This window comes from Cyanobium sp. Cruz-8D1 (genome assembly GCF_024345975.1).
Classification (GTDB): domain Bacteria; phylum Cyanobacteriota; class Cyanobacteriia; order PCC-6307; family Cyanobiaceae; genus Cyanobium.
Window position 1 is genome coordinate 1 of record NZ_JAGQCD010000045.1, and the last position, 19,989, is coordinate 19,989.

General features: G+C 64.8%; 24 protein-coding genes. 17 read left to right on the forward strand and 7 right to left on the reverse strand.

All coding sequences use genetic code 11. The features are described 5' to 3' along the window. A partial coding sequence (locus KBZ33_RS18085; protein WP_254954804.1) for a hypothetical protein occupies window positions 1-494 on the forward strand: 494 nt, incomplete at its 5' end. Window positions 495-567: 73 nt separating this feature from the next. Continuing rightward, window positions 568-897, forward strand: a complete 330-nt coding sequence (locus KBZ33_RS18090; protein WP_254954805.1) for a hypothetical protein — start codon at window positions 568-570, stop codon at window positions 895-897. A gap of 264 nt (window positions 898-1,161) precedes the next feature. On the opposite strand, the gene KBZ33_RS18095 is transcribed toward KBZ33_RS18090, so the two are convergent. Both KBZ33_RS18095 and KBZ33_RS18100 read right to left on the reverse strand, forming a co-directional pair. Next, window positions 1,162-1,536 carry a DoxX family protein gene (locus tag KBZ33_RS18095; protein WP_254954806.1) on the reverse strand — a complete coding sequence of 125 codons (375 nt, stop codon included), beginning with the start codon at window positions 1,534-1,536 and terminating at the stop codon, window positions 1,162-1,164. A 153-nt stretch (window positions 1,537-1,689) separates the two neighbouring features. Continuing rightward, complete coding sequence (locus KBZ33_RS18100) at window positions 1,690-1,914, reverse strand: hypothetical protein (RefSeq protein ID WP_254954807.1); 225 nt, start codon at window positions 1,912-1,914, stop codon at window positions 1,690-1,692. A gap of 258 nt (window positions 1,915-2,172) precedes the next feature. Here KBZ33_RS18100 and KBZ33_RS18105 point away from each other — a divergent pair, with 258 nt between their 5' ends. From KBZ33_RS18105 to KBZ33_RS18150, 10 genes are all read left to right on the forward strand, one after another. Next, on the forward strand, window positions 2,173-3,090 hold the full coding sequence (locus tag KBZ33_RS18105; protein ID WP_254954808.1) for a major capsid protein: 918 nt from the start codon (window positions 2,173-2,175) through the stop codon (window positions 3,088-3,090). Window positions 3,091-3,124: 34 nt separating this feature from the next. Next, window positions 3,125-3,562 (forward strand): hypothetical protein, encoded by a 438-nt coding sequence (locus KBZ33_RS18110; protein ID WP_254954809.1) that lies wholly within the window; start codon window positions 3,125-3,127, stop codon window positions 3,560-3,562. Between the two features lie 41 nt (window positions 3,563-3,603). Then, window positions 3,604-3,966 (forward strand): hypothetical protein, encoded by a 363-nt coding sequence (locus tag KBZ33_RS18115; protein ID WP_255011883.1) that lies wholly within the window; start codon window positions 3,604-3,606, stop codon window positions 3,964-3,966. Between the two features lie 18 nt (window positions 3,967-3,984). Beyond that, window positions 3,985-4,761: a hypothetical protein gene (locus KBZ33_RS18120; protein WP_254954811.1), complete on the forward strand. Its 777-nt coding sequence runs from the start codon at window positions 3,985-3,987 to the stop codon at window positions 4,759-4,761. A 34-nt stretch (window positions 4,762-4,795) separates the two neighbouring features. Next, complete coding sequence (locus KBZ33_RS18125) at window positions 4,796-5,188, forward strand: hypothetical protein (RefSeq protein ID WP_254954813.1); 393 nt, start codon at window positions 4,796-4,798, stop codon at window positions 5,186-5,188. Between the two features lie 89 nt (window positions 5,189-5,277). Next, window positions 5,278-6,522, forward strand: a complete 1,245-nt coding sequence (locus KBZ33_RS18130; RefSeq protein ID WP_254954814.1) for a hypothetical protein — start codon at window positions 5,278-5,280, stop codon at window positions 6,520-6,522. A gap of 21 nt (window positions 6,523-6,543) precedes the next feature. Then, window positions 6,544-6,969, forward strand: coding sequence for a hypothetical protein (locus KBZ33_RS18135; protein WP_254954815.1), 426 nt, complete (start codon window positions 6,544-6,546; stop codon window positions 6,967-6,969). Between the two features lie 10 nt (window positions 6,970-6,979). Next, window positions 6,980-7,888: a hypothetical protein gene (locus KBZ33_RS18140; RefSeq protein WP_254954816.1), complete on the forward strand. Its 909-nt coding sequence runs from the start codon at window positions 6,980-6,982 to the stop codon at window positions 7,886-7,888. Next, window positions 7,885-9,129 (forward strand): hypothetical protein, encoded by a 1,245-nt coding sequence (locus KBZ33_RS18145; RefSeq protein WP_254954817.1) that lies wholly within the window; start codon window positions 7,885-7,887, stop codon window positions 9,127-9,129. Before KBZ33_RS18140 ends, KBZ33_RS18145 begins: the two co-directional genes overlap by 4 nt. 129 nt (window positions 9,130-9,258) lie before the next feature. Beyond that, a complete protein-coding gene (locus tag KBZ33_RS18150) occupies window positions 9,259-9,486 on the forward strand; it encodes a Nif11 family protein (RefSeq protein ID WP_254954818.1) in 228 nt (75 codons plus the stop codon). Between the two features lie 16 nt (window positions 9,487-9,502). Here KBZ33_RS18150 and KBZ33_RS18155 read toward each other — a convergent pair whose 3' ends face one another. The 5 genes from KBZ33_RS18155 to KBZ33_RS18175 all read right to left on the reverse strand — a co-directional run bounded on the left by KBZ33_RS18155 (window position 9,503) and on the right by KBZ33_RS18175 (window position 12,391). Continuing rightward, window positions 9,503-9,682, reverse strand: coding sequence for a hypothetical protein (locus KBZ33_RS18155; protein ID WP_254954819.1), 180 nt, complete (start codon window positions 9,680-9,682; stop codon window positions 9,503-9,505). Window positions 9,683-9,995: 313 nt separating this feature from the next. Next, on the reverse strand, window positions 9,996-10,319 hold the full coding sequence (locus KBZ33_RS18160) for a hypothetical protein (RefSeq protein ID WP_254954821.1): 324 nt from the start codon (window positions 10,317-10,319) through the stop codon (window positions 9,996-9,998). Between the two features lie 206 nt (window positions 10,320-10,525). After that, window positions 10,526-11,143 carry a sigma-70 family RNA polymerase sigma factor gene (locus tag KBZ33_RS18165; RefSeq protein WP_254954822.1) on the reverse strand — a complete coding sequence of 206 codons (618 nt, stop codon included), beginning with the start codon at window positions 11,141-11,143 and terminating at the stop codon, window positions 10,526-10,528. A gap of 261 nt (window positions 11,144-11,404) precedes the next feature. Beyond that, window positions 11,405-11,608: a hypothetical protein gene (locus KBZ33_RS18170; protein ID WP_254954823.1), complete on the reverse strand. Its 204-nt coding sequence runs from the start codon at window positions 11,606-11,608 to the stop codon at window positions 11,405-11,407. Window positions 11,609-11,797: 189 nt separating this feature from the next. Then, window positions 11,798-12,391: a hypothetical protein gene (locus tag KBZ33_RS18175; RefSeq protein ID WP_254954824.1), complete on the reverse strand. Its 594-nt coding sequence runs from the start codon at window positions 12,389-12,391 to the stop codon at window positions 11,798-11,800. A gap of 320 nt (window positions 12,392-12,711) precedes the next feature. On the opposite strand from KBZ33_RS18175, the gene brxE reads away from it, so the two are divergent. The 5 genes from brxE to KBZ33_RS18200 all read left to right on the forward strand — a co-directional run. Beyond that, window positions 12,712-13,350, forward strand: a complete 639-nt coding sequence (gene brxE / locus KBZ33_RS18180) for a BREX-6 system BrxE protein (protein ID WP_254954825.1) — start codon at window positions 12,712-12,714, stop codon at window positions 13,348-13,350. Next, window positions 13,347-14,156: a BrxA family protein gene (locus KBZ33_RS18185; protein WP_254954826.1), complete on the forward strand. Its 810-nt coding sequence runs from the start codon at window positions 13,347-13,349 to the stop codon at window positions 14,154-14,156. The genes brxE and KBZ33_RS18185 overlap by 4 nt, the downstream gene beginning before the upstream one ends. Then, window positions 14,153-14,794 carry a DUF1788 domain-containing protein gene (locus KBZ33_RS18190; protein WP_254954827.1) on the forward strand — a complete coding sequence of 214 codons (642 nt, stop codon included), beginning with the start codon at window positions 14,153-14,155 and terminating at the stop codon, window positions 14,792-14,794. Before KBZ33_RS18185 ends, KBZ33_RS18190 begins: the two co-directional genes overlap by 4 nt. 9 nt (window positions 14,795-14,803) lie before the next feature. Next, the gene (brxC, locus tag KBZ33_RS18195; protein WP_254954829.1) at window positions 14,804-18,451 is read left to right on the forward strand and encodes a BREX system P-loop protein BrxC; all 3,648 of its coding nucleotides are present in this window, start codon (window positions 14,804-14,806) and stop codon (window positions 18,449-18,451) included. 11 nt (window positions 18,452-18,462) lie between these two features. Continuing rightward, the coding region (locus KBZ33_RS18200) for a DNA methyltransferase (protein WP_315859232.1) at window positions 18,463-19,989 on the forward strand (1,527 nt) is incomplete at its 3' end.

Here is a 19,989-nt window from a genome sequence, read left to right on the forward strand (position 1 = left end):
CGTTGGTGGCTCGTCAGTGGTGCCGGCATCCCCTGGTCCCTGCGCATCGGCGCCAGGGTCTCCAGCACTCACCCCACCGGCCAACGAGCTTGTCGCCGACCGGCCAACTTCATTGTCGCCGGACAGGCCGCACCGGCGGTGATGGCCGTGGCACCTTTTTCGACATCTTCAAAGGGCAGCTGGGCACCTGCTTCCGGTTGAGCAACGGCAACGACGGCAAGGACGTGCTCGAACCCCTCGACTCCCAGGGCAAGCCCCTGCTCGGTGATGACGGCAGGCCGATGACCACCACCGAGTTCCTCGATCAGATGCGCGTGCATCCCGTTTACGGCTTCCTGTTCCAGCAGCGGGGACCGGCTGGCATGCAGGCCGCTGGTGCGCTTACGGCATCGGGCATCGGCAGCAACGGCGAGCCGATCAACCCCCAGGCGATGTCGGCCTCGGAGCTCTACCGGGCGTCCTTCGCGGTGAACGGCCGCGGTGCTCGTCGTTGAGTTCGAGCACACTCCAATGGCACGGCGGCCGAGCAGCTTTTATCGAGGCCTTACCTTCCGGCCGCCGCAGCCAGTGGCCGCTGCAGCCAGGCGTGCCCTGGAGCGCCGCGCCAAGCAACCTCCCTCCAATCGCGGCATGACGCCTGTGGGGCTAGCACGAGCCCGGCAGCTGCTCAACCGTCAGCAGCTCTCACCCGCGACCATCGACCGGATGGTGAGCTACTTCGCCCGCCACGAGGTGGACAAGCAGGGCTCCGGCTGGGAGGCCTACGGCAAAGGCCGTCAGGCCTGGGATGGCTGGGGTGGTGAGCCCGGCCGTCGCTGGGCCACTGGTCTTGCCCGACGGATGGATGCTGCGGAGCAAGCAGCCCAACGCTCAACCAATCAAACCCGCCGCCGCTGACGCGCAACTGATTCAACCCCGCCACCGCCCGAACCTGGGCATACACAAGCAAGCAATCAATCAACAATCAAAAAGGGAGAAACTGACGCGAAAAAAATTGCGAGATTTGCTCATAATTTGCGTTTCAAAATCAGCTCCCTGCAACTCCTTGCAGAAGCCTGCAGATCCCCGCAGAAAAACCCAAACTCGCGAGGGGTATTCCCCCTGTTTCTGGCAGCGGCGCAGGGTGCCTCGGAAATTTTTTAGGTCCTGGGAAATCCCCCCTCAGGCCTTGCCGTCCTGGTCAATCACCAGGAGCAGGCCGCCGACGATTGCCAGGTTCTTGAACAGCTGGATCCGCTCCGGACCACTGCTCACATCGCCGTGGAACAGCAACGTGGTGGGCACAAGGAACACCAGCAGCAGCACTGCCCCCAGGCGGGCCCTCCAGCCGCTGATCACCAGGGCCGAACCCACCGCCATCAGGGCTATGGCCGCCACCAGAAGTGCCGGAGCCAGCGGCAGTCCCTTGGCGGCGATGGCAGCAGCGGGTCCGGCAAAGCCCGTCAGCTTGCCGATCACGGCATGCACGAATACCAGGCACAGGAGCACCCGGGCAATGCTGTTCAGCAATGAGGGGCGGCTGCTCAGAGTGGTCATGGGGTGAGGTCTACTCAGCGCATTGTCTGGTCGGTGGCAACTCGTCGGTAGGTGCTGCTTGTCTGCCCGCTGTCCTGATCCGCTTGGCAGCGGAAAGCCCCGGGGAGCCGCAGCTCCACCGGGGCTGGACCCGAGGCCCAAAGGGCAGAGCCCTCAGAGCACTGAGACGGTGCCGAGGCGCTTGGCCTGCAGCTTGCGGGCCAGCTGGTGGGCCAGCTCAGCCGGCAGGAAGCGGGGCTTTTTCACCGGCTTGCCCTGGCGGCCATAAAAGACCGTGACGCGCTCGGCACCGGCGGCCTTGATGCCATCGGGATAGGAGTGAACCACCAGCTGGCGGATCTCGACGGCGGCTGGAGAGCAAAGGAACGAGGAAGCCATCTCAAGGAAGGCGAGGGACACCCGCGTCAGGCCCCGGCTGTAGCGACCTGGCAAGGACGTCTCGCAGAGGCGCCCGGCCTGATCCTTGCCAGGGCGAGACGGCTGGGGCAGCGGTGCATCCCTTCTTCCCCTCGCCGACTGGGATGGCGACCGACACCCTGCAGATTCCCCGTTTGGATGCGCTGCTGTGGAGCCACGTTCTGACCATGGCAATAGGCAGTGACGTCACAGGGGCCAGGCCCCAGGAGTGCAGCACCAATGGGCCTCACCCTGATCGAGGCAGCCAAGTACGAGACCCGCCTAGAGCACCTGGCGGTGATCAAGACCTTCGCTGAGGGCGAACTGCTCAGCTGGCTGCCGTTCATGAACATCGCTGGCGGCGGTCTCTTCTATTCCGTCGAGAAGGAACTCCCCTCGGTGGGCTTCCGGGCCGTGAACGAGGGCTACAAGCAGAGCTACGGCGTCGTCGACCCCCAGTCAGAAGCCGTGCACCTCTTTGGCGGCGACGTCGATGTGGACCGTTCGATCGTGGACCTGCAGGGCCCAGAAGCCCGGGCTGCACAGACCGAGATGAAGGTGCGCTCGATGCGGCTGACGCTGGAGGCGGCCCTGATCAACGGTGATGCCACCGCCAGCCAGGGCCGGGGCTTTGACGGCTTGGCCCGGCGCCTCTCCCCTGGAGCTGAGATGGCCCTCAACAACGGTGGCGGAGCACTCGATTTCGACAAGCTCGATGAGCTGATCGACTCGGTCAACTCCTACGGCGGCAAGAAGTATTTGGTGATGAGCAAGGCGATGCGGCGCCAGCTCAATGCCCTCGCCCGCCAGACGGTTGGCCAGGGCATCTACAACGTGAGCACCAACAACCTGGGCGTGATGGTGCATCACTACCAGGAGTGCCAGATCCTCACGGTCGATCGCGACGCCCAGGGCCTGGAAGTGCTGGGTTACGGCGAGGCCGGCGGTACCAGCTCGATCTATTGCTGCACCTTTGGCGATCAGGCGGTGACCGGCCTGCAGGGCCCGTTCCAGAGCCGCTACGGCATCTCGGTGCGGGACCTGGGTGAGGTGCCGGATGCACCTGTATTCCGCACCCGCATCGACTGGTACGTCGGCTTTGGCGTCATGCATCCGCGCGCTGCCGGCCGGCTCCACTCCATCGCCCCGATCTCTTGATCGCCCCCTGAATTCCCTGACTGGAGAACGACCAATGACCCGCCTGAAAGCCAACCCTTTGCTGGATGCCGCCACCTTGCTGGTGGGCTGGACCAACCGCTCCGCCACCCGTGACACCGAGAAGGTGTTCACCAGCGGTGAGGTAGTGAAGCTCAACACCAAGCTTGATGCCGCTGCCCGCTTCTCCCTACTGGTGTCCCACCCCGGCCACAGCGCTGCGGTGACGGTGGTGCTGCACCTGGCGCCCGAGCTGCGCGACGGAACCAGGGGCACCTTTGTCCCTGTCGCCACCGTCGCTGTGCCGGCAGAGGGCGGCCGGGTGGAGGCCTACATCAGCGGCCACGACATCCTGCTGGACACCGCCGATGTCGATAACGCCGATCTGCCGGCGCTCTGCTTTGCCAAGGCTGTCGTCACCCCCTCGACGCCCGAGGGGATGGTGGTGGGCCTGACCGCCACCCTGCCGGCCTGACCATGACAGCGCTGCACGGAGCAGGTTCCCAGACGGCAGGGATGCTGCGCATCAGCAAGGGGCCGGAGGAGCGCCATGTCTGGCCGGTGCATTTACCCGGCTGGCTGGCAATCGGGTGGCGCGTGGTCGGGGCGAAAGCGCCTGCGGCCACAAGGGACATCCGCATTACGGAGCAGGGCAGCGAACCAACATCCGCTGCTCTGCCATCTGAGCCGGAGCACGAGGAAGCAGGTGATGCAAGAACTGCATCAGCCCGCGGCAAGCGGAGCCGCAAGTCCAGGGAAGAGCTGAATCCGGAGGCCGCGGCCGACGCTGCTCCCCTCCCCCAGCCGAGTGCACCTGCGGAACAGGATGCGCCGCTCAGCGCCCTGCCAGAAGGCCTCCTGGACGACCCGCTGATTTGATCCCACCACCTGCTGGCCATGCCCTACCCCCTGCCCCAGCAACCACGCACCGTGGGCGGCCAACGGGTGCGACTGCTTCCACCAGTGGGCTGCCCGGGGGTGGAGCAATGGGTGCTGCCGATGGAGTTCAGCCGCTGGGCAGAACTGGGCTACCGCAAGGGCCCGATCCCTGCGGATGACCTGGAACTGTTCTGGCTGCCAGCCGACAGCCGCTGGAACGAACCGATCGGTTCGGCCGCGATCGAGCTGCTGATCAACCCGCGCCAGAGCATCCCCACGCCGATCTCAGTGACGTGGGGCGATGGCAGCAGCAACGTGATGCCCTGGCCGGCGGTCTCCAGGCAAGCCCCACGTCTGCGGCACGTCTACGCCCAGCGGGCCGATGTGACCGTGCAGGTGCAGCTGGGGATGCTGATCGCCACCCTGCAGGTCGCTTTGGTTGGCTGTCCGGTGCCGCCCCAGCAACTGCTCAACAATCGCGATGGCGGTGGCGGCACAGCAGGCGTGATCCAGCCACTGATACCCAGCGGTGGCATCACCGGTGAGCCCTACGACGGCCGCCATGCCGTCGTCTGGCGCCTGCTCCTCCACCCCAATGGCGGATTGGGTTTCCTGCCGGACCCGAGCAGCGGCGAGCCGGCCCTGGCGGTGGTGCAGGAATCGGGTGTCGGCAGCAGGGCCACCCGCTGGTATTCCGGCGACGGCCCACCGCCCTCCACCCTGCAGCCGGCGCCAGCGGTGGGGGACTTTTATCTGGACCGGCTGAGCGGGCAGGTCTACGAGCTGGCGGCCTGATGGCAAGAGGACATAGCGGCCACTGCTCCCCTCGATGCCCCTTTCCTGGCGCCAGCTGACCTCGCTGTTGGGTCCACCCGGAGCGATACCGCCTGAGACCATCTGGATTGCCGCACCGCAGGCCAACGAGAAGCGCATCGTGCTGCGTGCTCCCCATTCGCTATCCATCACCAGGGTGGATGCGGTGCTGAGCGGCAGCGGCAGCGGCAGTCCAAGCGTCAGCTTCCATCTCCGCCACGGGGCCGATACATCGGCCACTGGCGCGGCCTCGACCAGCTCAGCGATGACGGTGAGCAGCACCAGCAGTGGTACAGCGTTCAGCAGCTTTGCGAATGCCATTGTTCCAGCTGAGCACTGGATGTGGCTGGAGATCACCGCCGTGGCTGGCTCGCCGGCAGGGCTGACCATTTCTCTGCTGCTCAGCTGAGAGCGCGTCAATAGATGGGGCTCCGAGCTTCTTGCAGAGCTCCATGGCAATAGGCAGTGACGCGACGGGCGCACCGCCCACTGGCTGCCATGGGTTCCTGGAGTTCCACCGGTTCAATTCGCGGTCCTGAGGGACCTGCCGGCCCGCAGGGCGGTCCTGGCGTTCAGGGCAGCCAAGGGCCTGCTGGTCTTCAAGGCGCCCAGGGACCTGCCGGCCTGCAAGGCCCAGAAGGTCCCGCCGGCCCATCAGGCCCCGCTGGTCCTGCTGGCAGCCAGGGCATCCAGGGCCCAGCGGGCATCGGCATCAACTTCAAAGGTCAGGTGGCGGCGATCGCCAACCTGCCGGCCAATGCCGCCCAGGGCGATGCCTACCTGGTGCAGGCCGACGACTCGCTGCGGATCTGGGATTCGGGCAGCAACAGCTGGGTGAATGGCGGCTCGATCCAGGGGCCCCAGGGACCTGCTGGTGTGGCGGGCCCCGCTGGGACCGCTGGCCCCCAAGGACCGGCTGGCCCGCAGGGACCACAAGGCATCCAAGGCTCTGCCGGCTCCGATGGCCTGATCGGTCCCCGCGGCACGGGCTGGTTCACCGGCAGCGGTGCCCCGCCGCTGACCATTCCTGGTGCGGTGGATGGTGACCTCTACCTCGACCTGCTCACCGGCACCGTCTTTCAGCTCGGACCGATCCGCGTGGCCGATCTGCCCGCCATCGGCAGCTCCTTCCAGGGCGGCTACTACGCCGGGCTGATCAGTCACACCGCCAACGGTGTGGCTACGCACGCGCTGATCATTTCGCCCAAGACCTTTGGCTCGGCGCTCAACCTGGCGTGGAAGAGCGCCAATACCGCCACCAGCGGCACCACCAGCGTGTTCGACGGCTGGGCGAACAGCGAGGCGATGAACAACACCAGTCACCCCGCTGCACGCTTCTGCCGCACCCTCTCCATCAGCGGCTACGACGACTGGTACCTGCCCGCCACCCAGGAGTGGGATGTGCTGTACCGCTCCTTCAAGCCGGAGGCGACAGCCAATGGCACCTATTCAGGTGCTGGTTATGGCGCCAACCCCTATGCGGTGCCGGCGGGCGGCAACTACACCGACAGCAATCCGGCCCTCACCTCAGTGCTCTCCTTCCGCGCTGGTGGGGCGGAGACGCTCAAGCACTTCGACGAGAACTACGGCGACGATCCCTTCTTCCACTGGACCTCCACCCAGGTCGCCAGCGGCACCGCCTACCAGCGGATGACCTACCTGGGCGATCAGTTTGCAGAGAGCAAGACGATCGCTTCCGCCACCCAGGTGCGGGCCATCCGCCGCATCGAGGTGCTGCCCTGATCTCCGCCTACTGAACCAGTCATGGCCAGCTGGCTGCCGCGCACCCAGGTTCCCGGACAGCAGGTGAGCGTGACCCGCACCACCACGCCCCTGCTGCCGGGCTCCAGCGCCCTGCTGGACCTGCCCGGTATGGGGCGCCTCGGCCATTTCCTGGCCATCAGCACCGATGCACCGGCCTGGGTGAGCCTCTACAGCTCAGCTAACGCCAGGGAGGCCGACGGCAGCCGCCCGGTGAGCCGCGATCCCGCCCCCGGTAGTGGCGTGCTGCTCGATCTGGCCACCACCGCTGAGGCCCTCGTCGTGTCCGCACCGCCAGGCGGCACCTACTTCTCCGGCGAGGTGACAACCGCCTCGTCCCAACCTCCCCTGCGGGCGCTGGTGCGCAACACCGGCACCAGTCAGGCCGCCATCGCCCTCACCGTGACGGCGGTGGTGCTGGCGCCATGAGGAGCACCCCATGAGCAGCCGAACCCTGATCGACATCAGCCGGATCGGCACAGCCGTCACCTGGCCCTCGGTCACCGTCGAGGTGAACGGCTACCTGGAGAACTGGATCGCCGCGGCCAACGCCCAGGTGAACCAGCACCAGCTGCGCATCGCCACGGCGCCCAATCCCGCTGCCACCGCCAGCGACCCCTGCGGCTGGCGCATCGAGGCGACCCTCTCGCAGCTCACGCCGGGCGGCGAGCCGGCGGTGCTGATCCTCGAGGTGTTTCTCACCGGCACCAGCCTGCGGATCATGCCCGGCATCGGCAACAGCGAGCCGTTCGTCGGTGCCGACAACGAACTGGGCTGGATTTATCCCGCCGGCAATGTCACCTCCTCCACCGGCGACTGGAGCCTCACGCCGTTGCCGCTCAACGCCCAGGTGGGCTGGTCATTGACACCAGGGGCTGAATACTTCGTTTTCGCTTACAGCCAGCACCGTTTCACCAACCGCCAGGCGATGCCGCTGCTGATCGCCCGCGATCAGGTCTCCGGTCACTGGATACTGGCCGCCTCGCCTCCCTCCACCACCTTCGATGCGCTGCGGGCGGTGAGCTGGAACGCCCGCTCCGGCCAGCCTGCCGGCTCCCGCTACCTGCTGCGGGAGAGCTTCACGGCACCGGTGATGATCCGCCGCCCCGCTGAGCTGGTGATTGCCACCACCGACTGGAGCTACTACGAAAGCGCCAATGAACCAGCCCAGTTCTGGCAGCCCCTGATCCTTCCGCCAGATTTTGCTGCCCTGAACATCAGCAGCGCTGCACTGAATTACTACAAGCTGCCCGATGGCAGTGAGTGGCTGGGGATCGGCAGCCACGGCCTGCTGCTGCGCATCAAAGAGGCCAACACCAACCCGCCACCGGCTGGAGGTGGGGAATGACTTATCAGGTGTTCTGCCAGGTGTTTGCCCCCGGCACCTGGAAGTGGACCAGCAAGGATCCCGCCGCTGTCGGCATGCAGCTCGACGGGGCCTTCCGGGCCTTTGCAACGGAGGTCAATGCCCTGCCCAGCAATGCCAGCACCCCCCTTTCGGTGATCCGCTCCCACGCCGATGCCACCGCCAACCGCTGGGGCTACACCTGGCAACTCGGCCATCCCGCCGACCCCGCTCACCTTTGGTTCATCACCGACAGCCTTACTGCCCAGGGCGAGACCCAATCGAGCAGCAGCGCGATGTTCGGCAGCGCCAAGGCCAGCACCTTCTCAGACACCACCGGCAACGGTGGCTACGGCACCTACAGCAACTCCTCCGGCAACAGCACCGGACTGGCCTATGTCGACAGCACCCTCACCGGGGCAACCAGCGCCGGCGCAATCCTGCTGATCGCACGCGACACCACGCCTGGCCAGGAGTTCTTCTGCTGGGCGCTCAAGACCTACGGCGGCAATGAGGACCTGCACCGCGACAGCTGCCATGCCCTCTACAAGAGCCCCGGCACCTTGGGCTGGAACTCGATCGCGATCTTCCCCAAGACCGACCGGCAGTTTTATGGCCAGATCGTGCTGCATGGCTATTCAGGCGATCGCTTTGGCGGCCTGCCTTCCGCCATTGGCAGCAGCATCTACGCCAGCGGCCACCAGCTGCGCAGTGGAATTGCCCTGGGCCATTACGACTTCGTGCTCCAGCCCCAGGGCCTGTTTGACAGCCCGCCGCCGTTGGTCCAGCTGCCGGCGCCGCTCTACATCGGCTCCACCAGCACGCGCGGCGCCAGCACCCATTTCGGCAGGGTGACCCGCTCCGACGGGGTGATGATCCAGCTGGGCCAGCGCTCCAGCGACCGTGACGTCTGGCTGTGGGTGCCCACTGGCATCAGCCACAACCAGAGCAGCCCCTGGCGCTCAGCCCTCAGCCTGAGCCAGTGGAAGGAGTCGAACGAGCTGCACTTCATCACCGGCCTGCCGCCGATCGGTCTGCAGCTGGTGACGGGCTCGGCGGACTTCATCCGCAACTTCCCGCACATGAGTGCGGTGGGCGCACGCCAGCACCCGCAGCAGGGACCACTGCTGGACCCTGGCTCTGGTGGTGGTGGCGGGGACAGCGGTGGCGGTAGTGATGGTGGTGGCAGCCCCGGCGGCTCAGCTCGCCCTACCAGCGGCCTGCTTTGGCCCCGGGGCATCTGAAAGCCAACACCTGGAAGCCCCATCAGGGTCTCTCAGCTGATCGCAAAGAATCGAGCGCAGCGTGCCTTGCTGAACCTGGCCAACCTCGCCACCTGCGCGATGGTGCCAATGCCCCCAGAGCGCAGGGAGATGAGCTGGTCGGATCTGGAGCGGATGGTGGTTGATGCAGAAGCCAATGCTCAACTCCAGGGCGTCTTGCGCCGTTGCCGCACCCGCAATGAGCTGCTGCAGACCGCACGGCGCTTGGGCTACCGGGTCACCCATAACGATCTGCGCCATGCCTGGTCGCAGCACCTCCAGAAGGCCGAGGCCCAGGAGTTCAGCCAGCTCAAGCCCGCCACGGGCGCACGGCGCTGAGAGCCGGCTGGCGGCTCTACACGCTCCAGCTAAGCGGCTCCTCCCAGCCGGCCTCTGGGCAGATCAGATCCCAGCAGCAGCCGATCGGCTGTGGAACCGGCAGGGAGAAGAGCAACAGCTGCTGGGCGACCTGCACTGGATGACGGCGCTGTGGCTTGCGCTGGCGGGATCGGCAGGGATTGGTGGTGGCTTCCATGGCGAACTGGAGAAGAAACGCCCCCCTCCACGCCCCTGAGCCACGGGGTCAAGGTCACCGCTCAGGTGCTCGCCTTGGCCTTGACGCTGTGGCGCTGTCAGCCCACCGCCTCTGGTGGCTGCTGGCCGAGGGGCGGACCATCGGGGAAGTGCTCTCCGGCGCTGTGGACCACCGCTACCCCCGCTCTGCCTTAGCTACCACCGGCATGACCAGTCCGCCATGGGCCTCGTCACCGGACTGACCCAGCCCACTGCAGGGCTGGGCGCAACAAAGGAGAGAAGCCGGGATCAGGGCTCCCGGCGGGCCCTGGGCCTCAGGCCATCTGCAGCCTCAACTCAGCTAGCGCCTCACGACCAGCCTCCAGCTGGCAACGTTGCAGCAGCTCCTGCTGGGCCAGCAGCCGCTCATCGAGCTCATCCACCCGCGCCAGGCATTGCTGGATCGCGGGGATCACCTCCTCTTCCAGGATCGTGATCTCTTCTTCTCCATAGGGCTGCTCGATCCAGGTGCGGCGCAGCGGCAACCCGCGGCTACGGCGGAGGATCTCCTCCATCGAGCGCAGCGTGGATTCGAGCAGCAGGAACGGATCTTCCTCTGGCCTGCAGAACGGTGAGGCGGCAGCTGAATGAGAAGCCATGAAATCGGCGCCATGGGGCGTAGCGAAGGGACTTCCCGAAGCGGAGGCATGACGCAGGAATGCCTCAGACTGAGGAAGCCCGGAGCAAGCCACTGGTGGGCAAGACAAGGAATCAAAGCTTGTGTCTGTAGGGACCGCAGCGGAACCCTGAGCAGGCGCGAGTGGGTGGAGCAAGGGGTTAAGGCCGCCAGAGGCGGCCCAAGGCCTCAGGCCTGGAGCAGCTTCCGCAGGGACTCGATTGCCTTCTTTTGGGCCCGCTGCACCGACATGGCGCTGATTTGCAGCTGCTCTGCTGCCTGCCGGAGCGACAGGCCCTCCAGGATGGTGAGCCTCAGGGCCGTGGCTTGAGCTGCAGGCAGCTGCTCTACTAGCTGCTCCAGCGCCAGATCATCAGCGGGCCCGACTGCTTCTTGCTCTGGGCTGGCCAGCTGATCGAGCAGGCAAGGCTCGCCATTGGTGCTGGCATCGAGGCTGCTGTGGCCCAAGGGGCAATCACCTGCTTCGTGGACCTGCCTGGGCACTCGCACGAGGCGCACGCGATCCCGCAGGTGATGCTGCAGGGCCCCGCTGATGCAGCGGCGCAGGTATGGAGCGGCAGGCTCGCCAGCGCGGCAGCTGGGAGCGGAGCGAATCAGCGCCTCACGGGCTACCTGGATCAGATCCTCCCGCTCGACCAAAGGGAAGAAGCGGCGGGCTGCAGCTGAGGCAACGGCATCAGCCAGCGGCAGGTGCTCCAGCACCAAGGCATCGCGGGCCAGGAGGGCAGAGCGGCTAAGGGCCTTGGCTTGCTGCTGCTGGCGTGAGGTGGAAAGCGGGGAAGCCATCTGGGGACGGCGAAGAACCCCACCCCCAACGGCCGGCCGCAGCGCCGTGGCAAGGACGCCCCGCAGGGGCGCATGGCCCGATCCTTGACGCGGCGTGAGGACTGGCCGAGGGATGCGGTGGGTGTGCGCCGGCCCGGTGGCGATCCAGTTCCTTTGGACGCCAGAGCAGTGGGCCACGCCAGTTGCGTCCATGCCCAGGTCCGCGATGACGTTGTTTGACCCCGCTGAAGTTCGCTGAACGGGGGCCGAAGCCCCCCGCCCTCAGAAGGGCAGCAGGGCCTCCAGCTCGGGATCCAGGTGTGGCTCGGGCTGCTCGGCCTGCCGCTCGGTGAGCAGCTCATCAAGGAGCTCAGCGAGGCGGATCAGGCCCCGGCCCCAGCACTCCTCACTGAGCCAGAGGAGCAAGCCATCACTGCTGGCAGAGAAATGAAGGCGGCGAGCGGTGTGGACGTGAGCGAGGGCCATGGTGGGCGCAGCGCAGGACGTCACTTCCAAGCGGGGCGGGGTCAAGGACCAGCGACGATCCCCCCATGTGCCGCGTCATGCGGCACCACCGTCAGCCAGCCGCGGGCATGGCTCCGATCCTTGACGCCGCCCCGCACCATGAAGAGGCCTGCGCGGCAGCCATCACTAGAGGTGTCCGGTGAAAGTTGCTCAGCCGTTCACCGCAGTCACGCCGCTGAGCCCCATCACCACAGGTGGCCGCAGTGGCTGGAGCTGCTGTGCCGTGGCTTCCAGAAAAGCCACCAGGATGGTGATCAGCAGGATGTAGTTGCGCAGGTCTGGATCCAGCTCGGCCTTGGCTGTTGTGGTCTGAGCCGCTAAGGCCGTTTCCAATGGCCCCCACAAGGGGTTGACCATGGCTTCCTTGTAGATGCCTTCCAGGCGTGAGCTGTGGGCAGGATCTGAAAGGGAGGCCGACTCGGCGGAGTGGGCAAAGGCATTGCGCAGCTTGCGCAGGACATTGAGAGCTCGCTCGACCGTTGAGTCGATCAAGCCCAGGCGGCTGGCCAAGGCCACCTTTGCGCCAATTGATCCAAGCGGACGTTCAGGCAGAAACAGGCCGTCGTCTTTGCTGGAAGCGGCAGGCATCACGGCCTGCAGGAGATGCTCCAAGGCCGCATCCACCCGGGCGACGCCCACCAGCACCGCGCCCCGCCCTCGTTCCTCCAGCATCTGCAGGGCGATGGTGCGGGCAGCCTGCGCAGCAACCAGTTCAGGAGAAGAGATTGGCTCTGGAGAGGCCATCAGCCGGGAGCAACCTATCCATCCTCGTGTTTCGCACCAACAACGAGCCAAATATGGGTTATGTCGGCAACAGTGCCCTCAGCGGCACGGGTGGCCATGCAACAAAACCAGCTGGGACAGGAGAAAGGGGAGGTCTGTTGCCAGGCGACTGACGAGCTGAGTCCGAGCGGTTCGGCAGTGGGCCACGCCACCAAGGCACTGCTGCCTGGCTCCGCAAATAATGCAGATCCTGCATGGATTGTCGGCCTGCATCAGCCTCATGCGCCGTGGTCCTCCAGGAACCAGAATCAGAGGCTTATGACCTGGGCCATGCCCTGCCCGTGACCCTCCTCGAACTCACCGCGGATCAAGAGGGGCAGCCGGCCCAGAGCCGAGGACGCACCGTTGCCACGACCAGTGATCTGGATCTGGTCCTGACCGCTCAGCTCGCCGTGGCCTGGGCTGGGGAGGGTGGAGAAGAGCCGCGGCTGAGCTGGTGGCAGACCGATCTGGTGTCGGAGTTCGGCGGAGAAGACCTGCTGCGCCGCCTGCTTCCCAAGACCTACCCCTGGGCGATGCTCCAGGCGGTGCGGGAAGCGGCGCGCCGAAAGGACGAAGAACTGCGGGCCAAGGCCAGCGATCCTGACCAGCTGTTGACCCTGTATCGCTTCGGGTTCGAGCTGGACGAGCAGATCGAGGAGCGTCTCCAGGCGCACAAGAGAAGTGGACGCTTCCCCTTGGAGGCCCTCCCCAGCCTGGCTGAGGTGCTGGGAGCTTCTCTGCATGAGTCCTGGAACAGAGCCCAGTTCGAGCAATGGGTTGATGCACACGGACCGGTACAGGCGGATGCGGTGCCGACCGGGCGCTTGCTCAAAGGTGCCCCGCCCGCTGGGTTGGACCGTGCCGTTAAGCAGTTGGTGGCGGGACTGGCACCGCTTGGTGACGTCTACCCCCTGCCGCATTTCCGGGTGAAGCCATGAGCCAGGCAGCTGCCAGCAAACCAACCCTGCGCCCCCGCGAGGAGGACCGCCTCCACACCCGTGTACTCAAGTGCACGCTGGAGAGCGCCAACTCGCGCATCTTCTGGGTGGAGAGTGCCGCGCAGCAGTTCATGCTGGCTGAGGAGGCGTTCGAGGCGGGGTGGTTCGGGCATCGCAGCCTCACCCGGTTGCGGGAGCTGCTGACGAATCTGCGGGCCCGCTACGAGGCCTTTCCTTCTGCACTCCAGGTGCTGCACCGCTGGCAGGGCATGGGCGGTGACACCCAGAAGCTGATCTGCCATTGGCATCTGCAGCTCAGTGACCCGCTTTACCGCCAGTTCAGCGGGATTTATCTCCCTGATCGACTGGGGGTTGGCCACGCGACGGTCGGACTTCAACAAGTGGTGACCTGGCTCGGGGATGCCGGCGGTGGTCGCTGGGCGGGGAGCACAAGACTCAAGCTGGCGAGCAAGCTTCTGTCGACTGCCCACAGTGCTGGCTTGATCCAGGGCAAGCGAGACCCACGCCCGATCGTGTTTCCTCTAGTGCCCGATGACGCCCTGGCCTATCTGCTGCACCTGCTGCGCGAGGTGGACTTCCAGGGCACCTTGCTGGCCAACCCCTACCTGCACTCCGTTGGGCTGGAGGGGGGGCTGCTCAACGATCGGCTCAAGCGCCTGCCGGACTTGAGCTTTGGCCGCCAGGGCGATCTGGTGGACATGGGCTGGAAGCACCGCGATCTGGCGGACTGGGCAGCCCACTCCGGTATGACCGGCGCTGAATCCAGGGAGCTGGTGGCTGCATGACAACCACGTTGCCTCTCTTTGGCCAGGTCCATGAAGCCATCGGCGCCCTGCGGCGTGACCTGATTGATCCGGAGGATGGACCGCGCATCAGCACGATGCGGAACTACCGCTTCGCAATCGTCCAGTACGACCCCAAGGACGAGTACGCGATGCGGTTGGAAGTCCAGAAGCTGATCGCGGAGCTGGTGACCAAGGGGTGGTTTGTGCTGTCGATCGATCTGCAGAAGCTGCTGCTGGATCGCATTCGCTCACAGCCTGATGAATGGTCCGAGAAGGTGATCGCCATGGAGACGCGCATGGCGGATCGGCAGCTTGATCGGGGGTTGAATTACCTCAAGAGCAAACTTCTGCCCTTGGTAGAGGGCCCCAAAGGATTGGCCGGAGACTGCAAGCGACTGATTCAGGACTTCGTGGAGCAACATCCCGATGAGGCCGATCGAACCTTGGTGCTGATCGGGCGCGCAGGCGGGCTCTATCCGTTCTTCCGGTCTTCGGCACTGTTGCGCCACCTCGATGGCCAGACAGGGAATGTGCCTGTGGTGCTGCTCTACCCAGGTACCAAGCAGGGTCCCACCTCCCTGTCGTTCATGGGTCTTCTCAGTCCAGACAGTGACTACCGCCCCCGCATCTATCCCTGACGAGACGCGATGACATCCACCCACCTACGCACGCTGTTCCGCTCGGATGTCACCCGCGATATTTCGCCGGTGGTGTATTTCCACGAGCAGACCCCCGAAAAGATCCAGGCAGAGGTCAGCGAATACATCATCACGGGGGGCTGGCCGGAAGGGCATCCGAATCGCCAGAGGGTGCCGGATGGCATCCATGAGCAGTACGTGCGTCTGCTGCGGGGGATTGCGCGCGAGCTCGACAAACAAGGCGGTCCAGAGCTGCCGACCGCCTGGATCTCGGGGTTCTTTGGATCGGGTAAGTCGATTTTCGCCAAGCTGCTCGGCCTGGCGCTGGATGGGATGACGCTTCCGGATGGCACATCGCTCTCCGAAGCCTGGCTGAGTCGCGACACCACTCCACTCGCCGGTGAGTTCAAGGACGCTTGGGCTGCTCTGCGCAAGAAGATCGACCCGATGGCTGTCGTGTTCGACATCGGCAGCGTCGCCCGCGACGACGAACACGTGCATGCTGTCGCCCTTGGCCAGGTGCAGAAGCGCTTGGGCTACTGCTCCACCGAACCCCTGGTAGCCGACTTCGAGCTCAAGCTCGAGCGCGATGGGCTCTGGCCGAAGTTCCTTGAAACGGCCGAGCAGACATTGGGCAAGCCTTGGGATGAGGTCAAGGACAACCAGTTGGCTGAAGAGGATTTCTCGGAAGTCATGCACAGGCTTTTCCCGGATCGCTATGTCGACCCAACGACCTGGTTTGAGAGCCGGGCGGGTACTCATCAGCGGCGGGATTCACCGGAAGAGGCGGTGAGAGCGATCCGGGACATGCTCGATTTCCGGGCCAAGGGATCGACTTTGTTCCTGGTGATCGACGAGGTGTCCCAGTACGTCCTGACCAACCGCGACCGTACGGATCGCCTGCGCGCCTTTGCATCGGCCTTGGGATCCACGCTGCGAGGCAAGGCCTGGCTGCTGGCCCTGGGTCAGCAGAAACTCGATGAAGCAGCTGGTGACACCTTTCTCTCGTGGGCGAAGGATCGTTTCCCGCCCCAGCTGCAGGTACACCTGGCGCCAACCAACATCCGCGATGTGGTGCACCAGCGCATCCTCGCCAAGACCCCTGAAGGCGGAGCCCAGCTGAGGGAACTCTTCGATCGGCACCGGACTGATCTGAAGCTTTACGCCTACGGCTGTGATGAGGCAACGGCCGATGAGTTCATAGACGTCTACCCGCTATTGCCGGGGCAGATCGAGCTGATCCTCCGGATCACGTCGGTGCTGCGGACCCGCTCCAGCCGCGCCCAAGGCGACGACCAGGCGATTCGGGGCTTGTTGCAGCTGCTGGGCGAGCTGTTCCGGCGGCAACAACTAGCGGATCAACCAATCGGCACCCTGGTGAGCCTGGATCGTGTTTACGAGGTGCAGTACACCGCACTCGATGCCGACACCCAGTCGTCGATGGCGCGCATCCAGGGGCAGTGCACCGGCGAAGGCAGCGAGCTGATGCTGCGGGCCGCTAAAGCCGTGGCCCTGCTGGAGCTGATTCAGGACAGCGAGCCGACCACAGAAGAGCTGGTGGCCAAGTGCCTGGCTGAGCGGATGAACGGCGGCAATCAGCAGGCGGCAGTGCGCCAGGCCCTGGAGGAGCTGCGCCGGCGCAATCTGCTGGGCTACTCGGAGAAACTGGGCTACAAGATCCAATCCACCGCTGGGGAGGAGTGGGAGCGCGAGCGCAACGACTTCCCCTTCAGCCGGCAGGAGCTGAGCAAGCAGCTGCACGAGAGCCTCAAGCAACTGATGGGCGATGCCTCCAGCGTGGAACGTCCCAAGTTGGAGGGGCGGCCTTTCCCCTGGGAGGTGCGCTACTCGGATGGCCGCTATGCCAACGACGCGCAACTGATTGATCCTCGCGATGACGCCTGCCTCACCCTCGACCTGCGTTGTCTGCCGCTGGATGAACGGGTGGAGAGCACCTGGATCCGGCGGTCTGCTGAGGATCCCCTGCTGAAGAAACGTCTGCTCTGGATTGCTGGCAACAGTGATGCCGTGGAAGACCTCGCCAAGGAGCTGCATCGCTCCTCGGCAATCATCCAGAAGTACCAACCGCGGCGTGAGTCGCTGCCCACAGCGCGGCAGCGGTTGCTGCTCGATGAGCAGACCCGGCGCGATGCGCTGATCCCCCAGTTGAAGCAGGCCATTGCCCAGGGCTGGATGGATGGCTCGCTCTACTTCCAGGGCCGGAGCCTCAACCCCAAGGACTGCGGCCAGACATTTGGGGCAACCCTCCTGGTGGCCGGTAACCAGGCGCTGCCTCTGCTCTATCCACACTTCAGGGCGATTCAGATCCTGCCGACGGAGCTCAACCAGCTTCTGCAGCTAAACCTCAACGGCGCCTCAACGAAGTTTCTGCCGGAGGGTCTAGGGATCCTTGAGCTGGACACCGGCCGTTATGTGCCCTCTTGCAGCGGCGAGATTCCCAGGCGGGTTCTGCAGGCGATAGAAGACAATTCTGGCCTGGAAGGCACCGAACTGCTCAAGAGCCTGGGCTCACCACCTTCTGGCTATGCGCCAGGCGTAGTGAAAGCTTGCGCGGCTGGTTTGCTACGTGACGGAAAGATCGCCATCCAGCCGGAAACCGGGCCTGAAATCACTGCCACCCGGGATGCGGGTGTTCAGGACCTGTTCGACAAAGACCGCAGCTTCAAGAAGGCACGTTTTAGCAAGGGCGGAGACGGCGGCATCAGCCGCCAGGATCGGGCCCGGATCTGCAATTTGTTCGATGACCTGCTCCAGAAAGACACGGACCGGGAGGAGGGCCCGATTGCCGACGCGGTGTCGGAGCTATTCCCTCAACTAGCCAAGCGGTTACGCGAGGTTCAGCTGCTTCTAAACGGGCTACCCAGGGGTTTTCAGGAACCTCCAGCCTTGGCCAAGCTCCAGTCCGCTCTGGAGCAGTGCCTGCGTAACCCAAGGCAGACGCGCCTGACGGTGCAGGCCGTGTTGCGCAATCTCGATGCCTTGCGCGATGGCCTCACCACCATGCAGGTGCTTGAGGCGGAAGTACGTGTCACCACAGTGGAAGCACTGGGAAAAGCGCAGTCGGTAGTGGAGCGGATGGCCACCCAGCTGGAGAGTCTGGGCGTGACGGCCACCAATGTGGAAGCCGCTGCTACCCGCGTGCGCGAGAAGCTCAGCAGCCCGGAGCCCTGGCGTGGCCTGACGGATCTGGAGGGCGATCTGGAGGAGATCCGCATCGCCTACCGCAGCGAGCGGAGCAAGTTGTTGTTGGAGCAAGAACAGCGCCTTGAGGCCAGCCGGCAGAAAGTACGCAGCTGCAGAGACTTCAGCACCCTTGGTGCTGACCAGAGCCACGAGGTTCTGCGGCCTTTCGCGTCCTGTGCCACCAGCACCGATGAGGAGGCGATTGCCCCGAGCCTGATCGACCTGAAGGACCCATTCGTGGCCCGGCTGCAGCGGGCCGAGAAGGAGGCGATGGACACGCTGGATCGTGTTCTGTTGAGCAGCGGCAAGAAAACCCAGCTCACCCGCACGGTGGACTTGGAACTGCGCAACCGGGAGCTCAGCAGCGAAGAGGACGTGAAAGCCTTGGCACGGCAGATCGAGGAACGGCTGCTGCCTCTGGTGCAGAACGACGGCCGCGTGCGGATTCTCTGAGGGCAATACCCATGGCAATGACCTCCGATGCCAAGAAGGCTCTCTCCAGCACGATTCGTGGCCTGCGGCAGCGGCTACTAGATGACCTGAGGATCGCTACTGAGTCGGCTTATCGACTATCTGTGCGAGCGCAAGATGCGGGACTGGATGAAACCTCCCGCACGAAGCGCAAGCGCCTCGACAGCTGGCTGGATGAGCAAGTGCGGGCTCAGACCGCCGGTGGTCGCCGCCGGGAGCGGCTTGATTTTCTGCGGGAGGCCGAACAGCAGGCCGCCTACACGCTGCTGAACCGTTTGGTGATCCTGCGGCTGATGGAGGAGCCCAGGGCTTCCGGTCAACCGCTACGCAAACCAGCTCTGATTAAAGGGGGCTGGAACAGCCGCGCCTATCAGGACTTCCGCGACCTGGCCCGGGGCGTTGTCCGCGATGACCCAACCGAGGGCTTTGGCTTCCTGCTGCAGCTGGTGTGCGAGGAACTGGCAGAAGACCTGCCGGGCCTATTTGGTTCAGCTGGCATTGCAGACCTGATCCCGATCCCGGCCGCCACCTTGCGTCATGCGGTTGAGGAACTCAATAAGGAAGAACTGGAGACCTGCTGGAGCGACGACATGACGCTCGGCTGGGTGTATCAGTATTGGAACGATCCAGAGCGTGAACGCCTCGACGCCAAGATCAACGACGGCGGCAAGATCGAGCCCCACGAGATCGCCAGCAAAACCCAGATGTTCACCGAGCGCTACATGGTGGACTGGATGCTGCAGAACAGCCTGGGCCTGATGTGGTTCACCCTCTGCAAGAAGAACGGGTGGGCACCAGAGGTAGAAGCCAATGGCACGCTGCAGCGGCTGGAAGAGCGCCGGATTGCGTGGCGTACCAAGCGGGCGGCGGGTGAGGTGAGCCTCACGGAGCTGATGCCGCTGGAAACAGAAGAAGAACGAAGCTGGGCCTACTTCCTGCCAGAGCAGGAGATCCCCGATGAGGCGGTGGAGCTCGCGCCTGCGTCCGTGCGTGAGTGGAAGATTCTCGATCCAGCGGTCGGATCAGGCCACTTCCTGGTGGTGGCGTTGGGATTGCTGTTGGCTCTGTTTCAGGAGGAAGCCAGGCATCGCGGCTTGAAGGATTCCCCCGAATGGAGCGAACGGGTGATTGTGGAGCACCTGCTGGCTCACACGCTGCATGGGATTGATATTGATCCTCGAGCGGTGCAGATCGCAGCCGCATCCCTCTGGCTGAAAGGGAAGTCTCTATGTCCTGAGATGGAGCCAGAACAGCTGAATCTCGTGGCTCCCAACCTGAGGCTTGCGGATCTTCCTGATGACGATCCAGCCTTGGTTGAGCTTCGATCCGATATCGAGACCGAAACAGGTATTGCTGGGGAGTTCACAACCCAGATACTCCAGGCTCTTCGAGGGCTGACTGACGGACACAAGACCAAGAGCCATTGCGGCGCAATGGGTCTCAAGCCATTGGGTGGGCATGGAGCCATGAGAGGTTGGGGTTGCGACACCAAGCCAATCCCTCGTGGATTCCCACGCCCG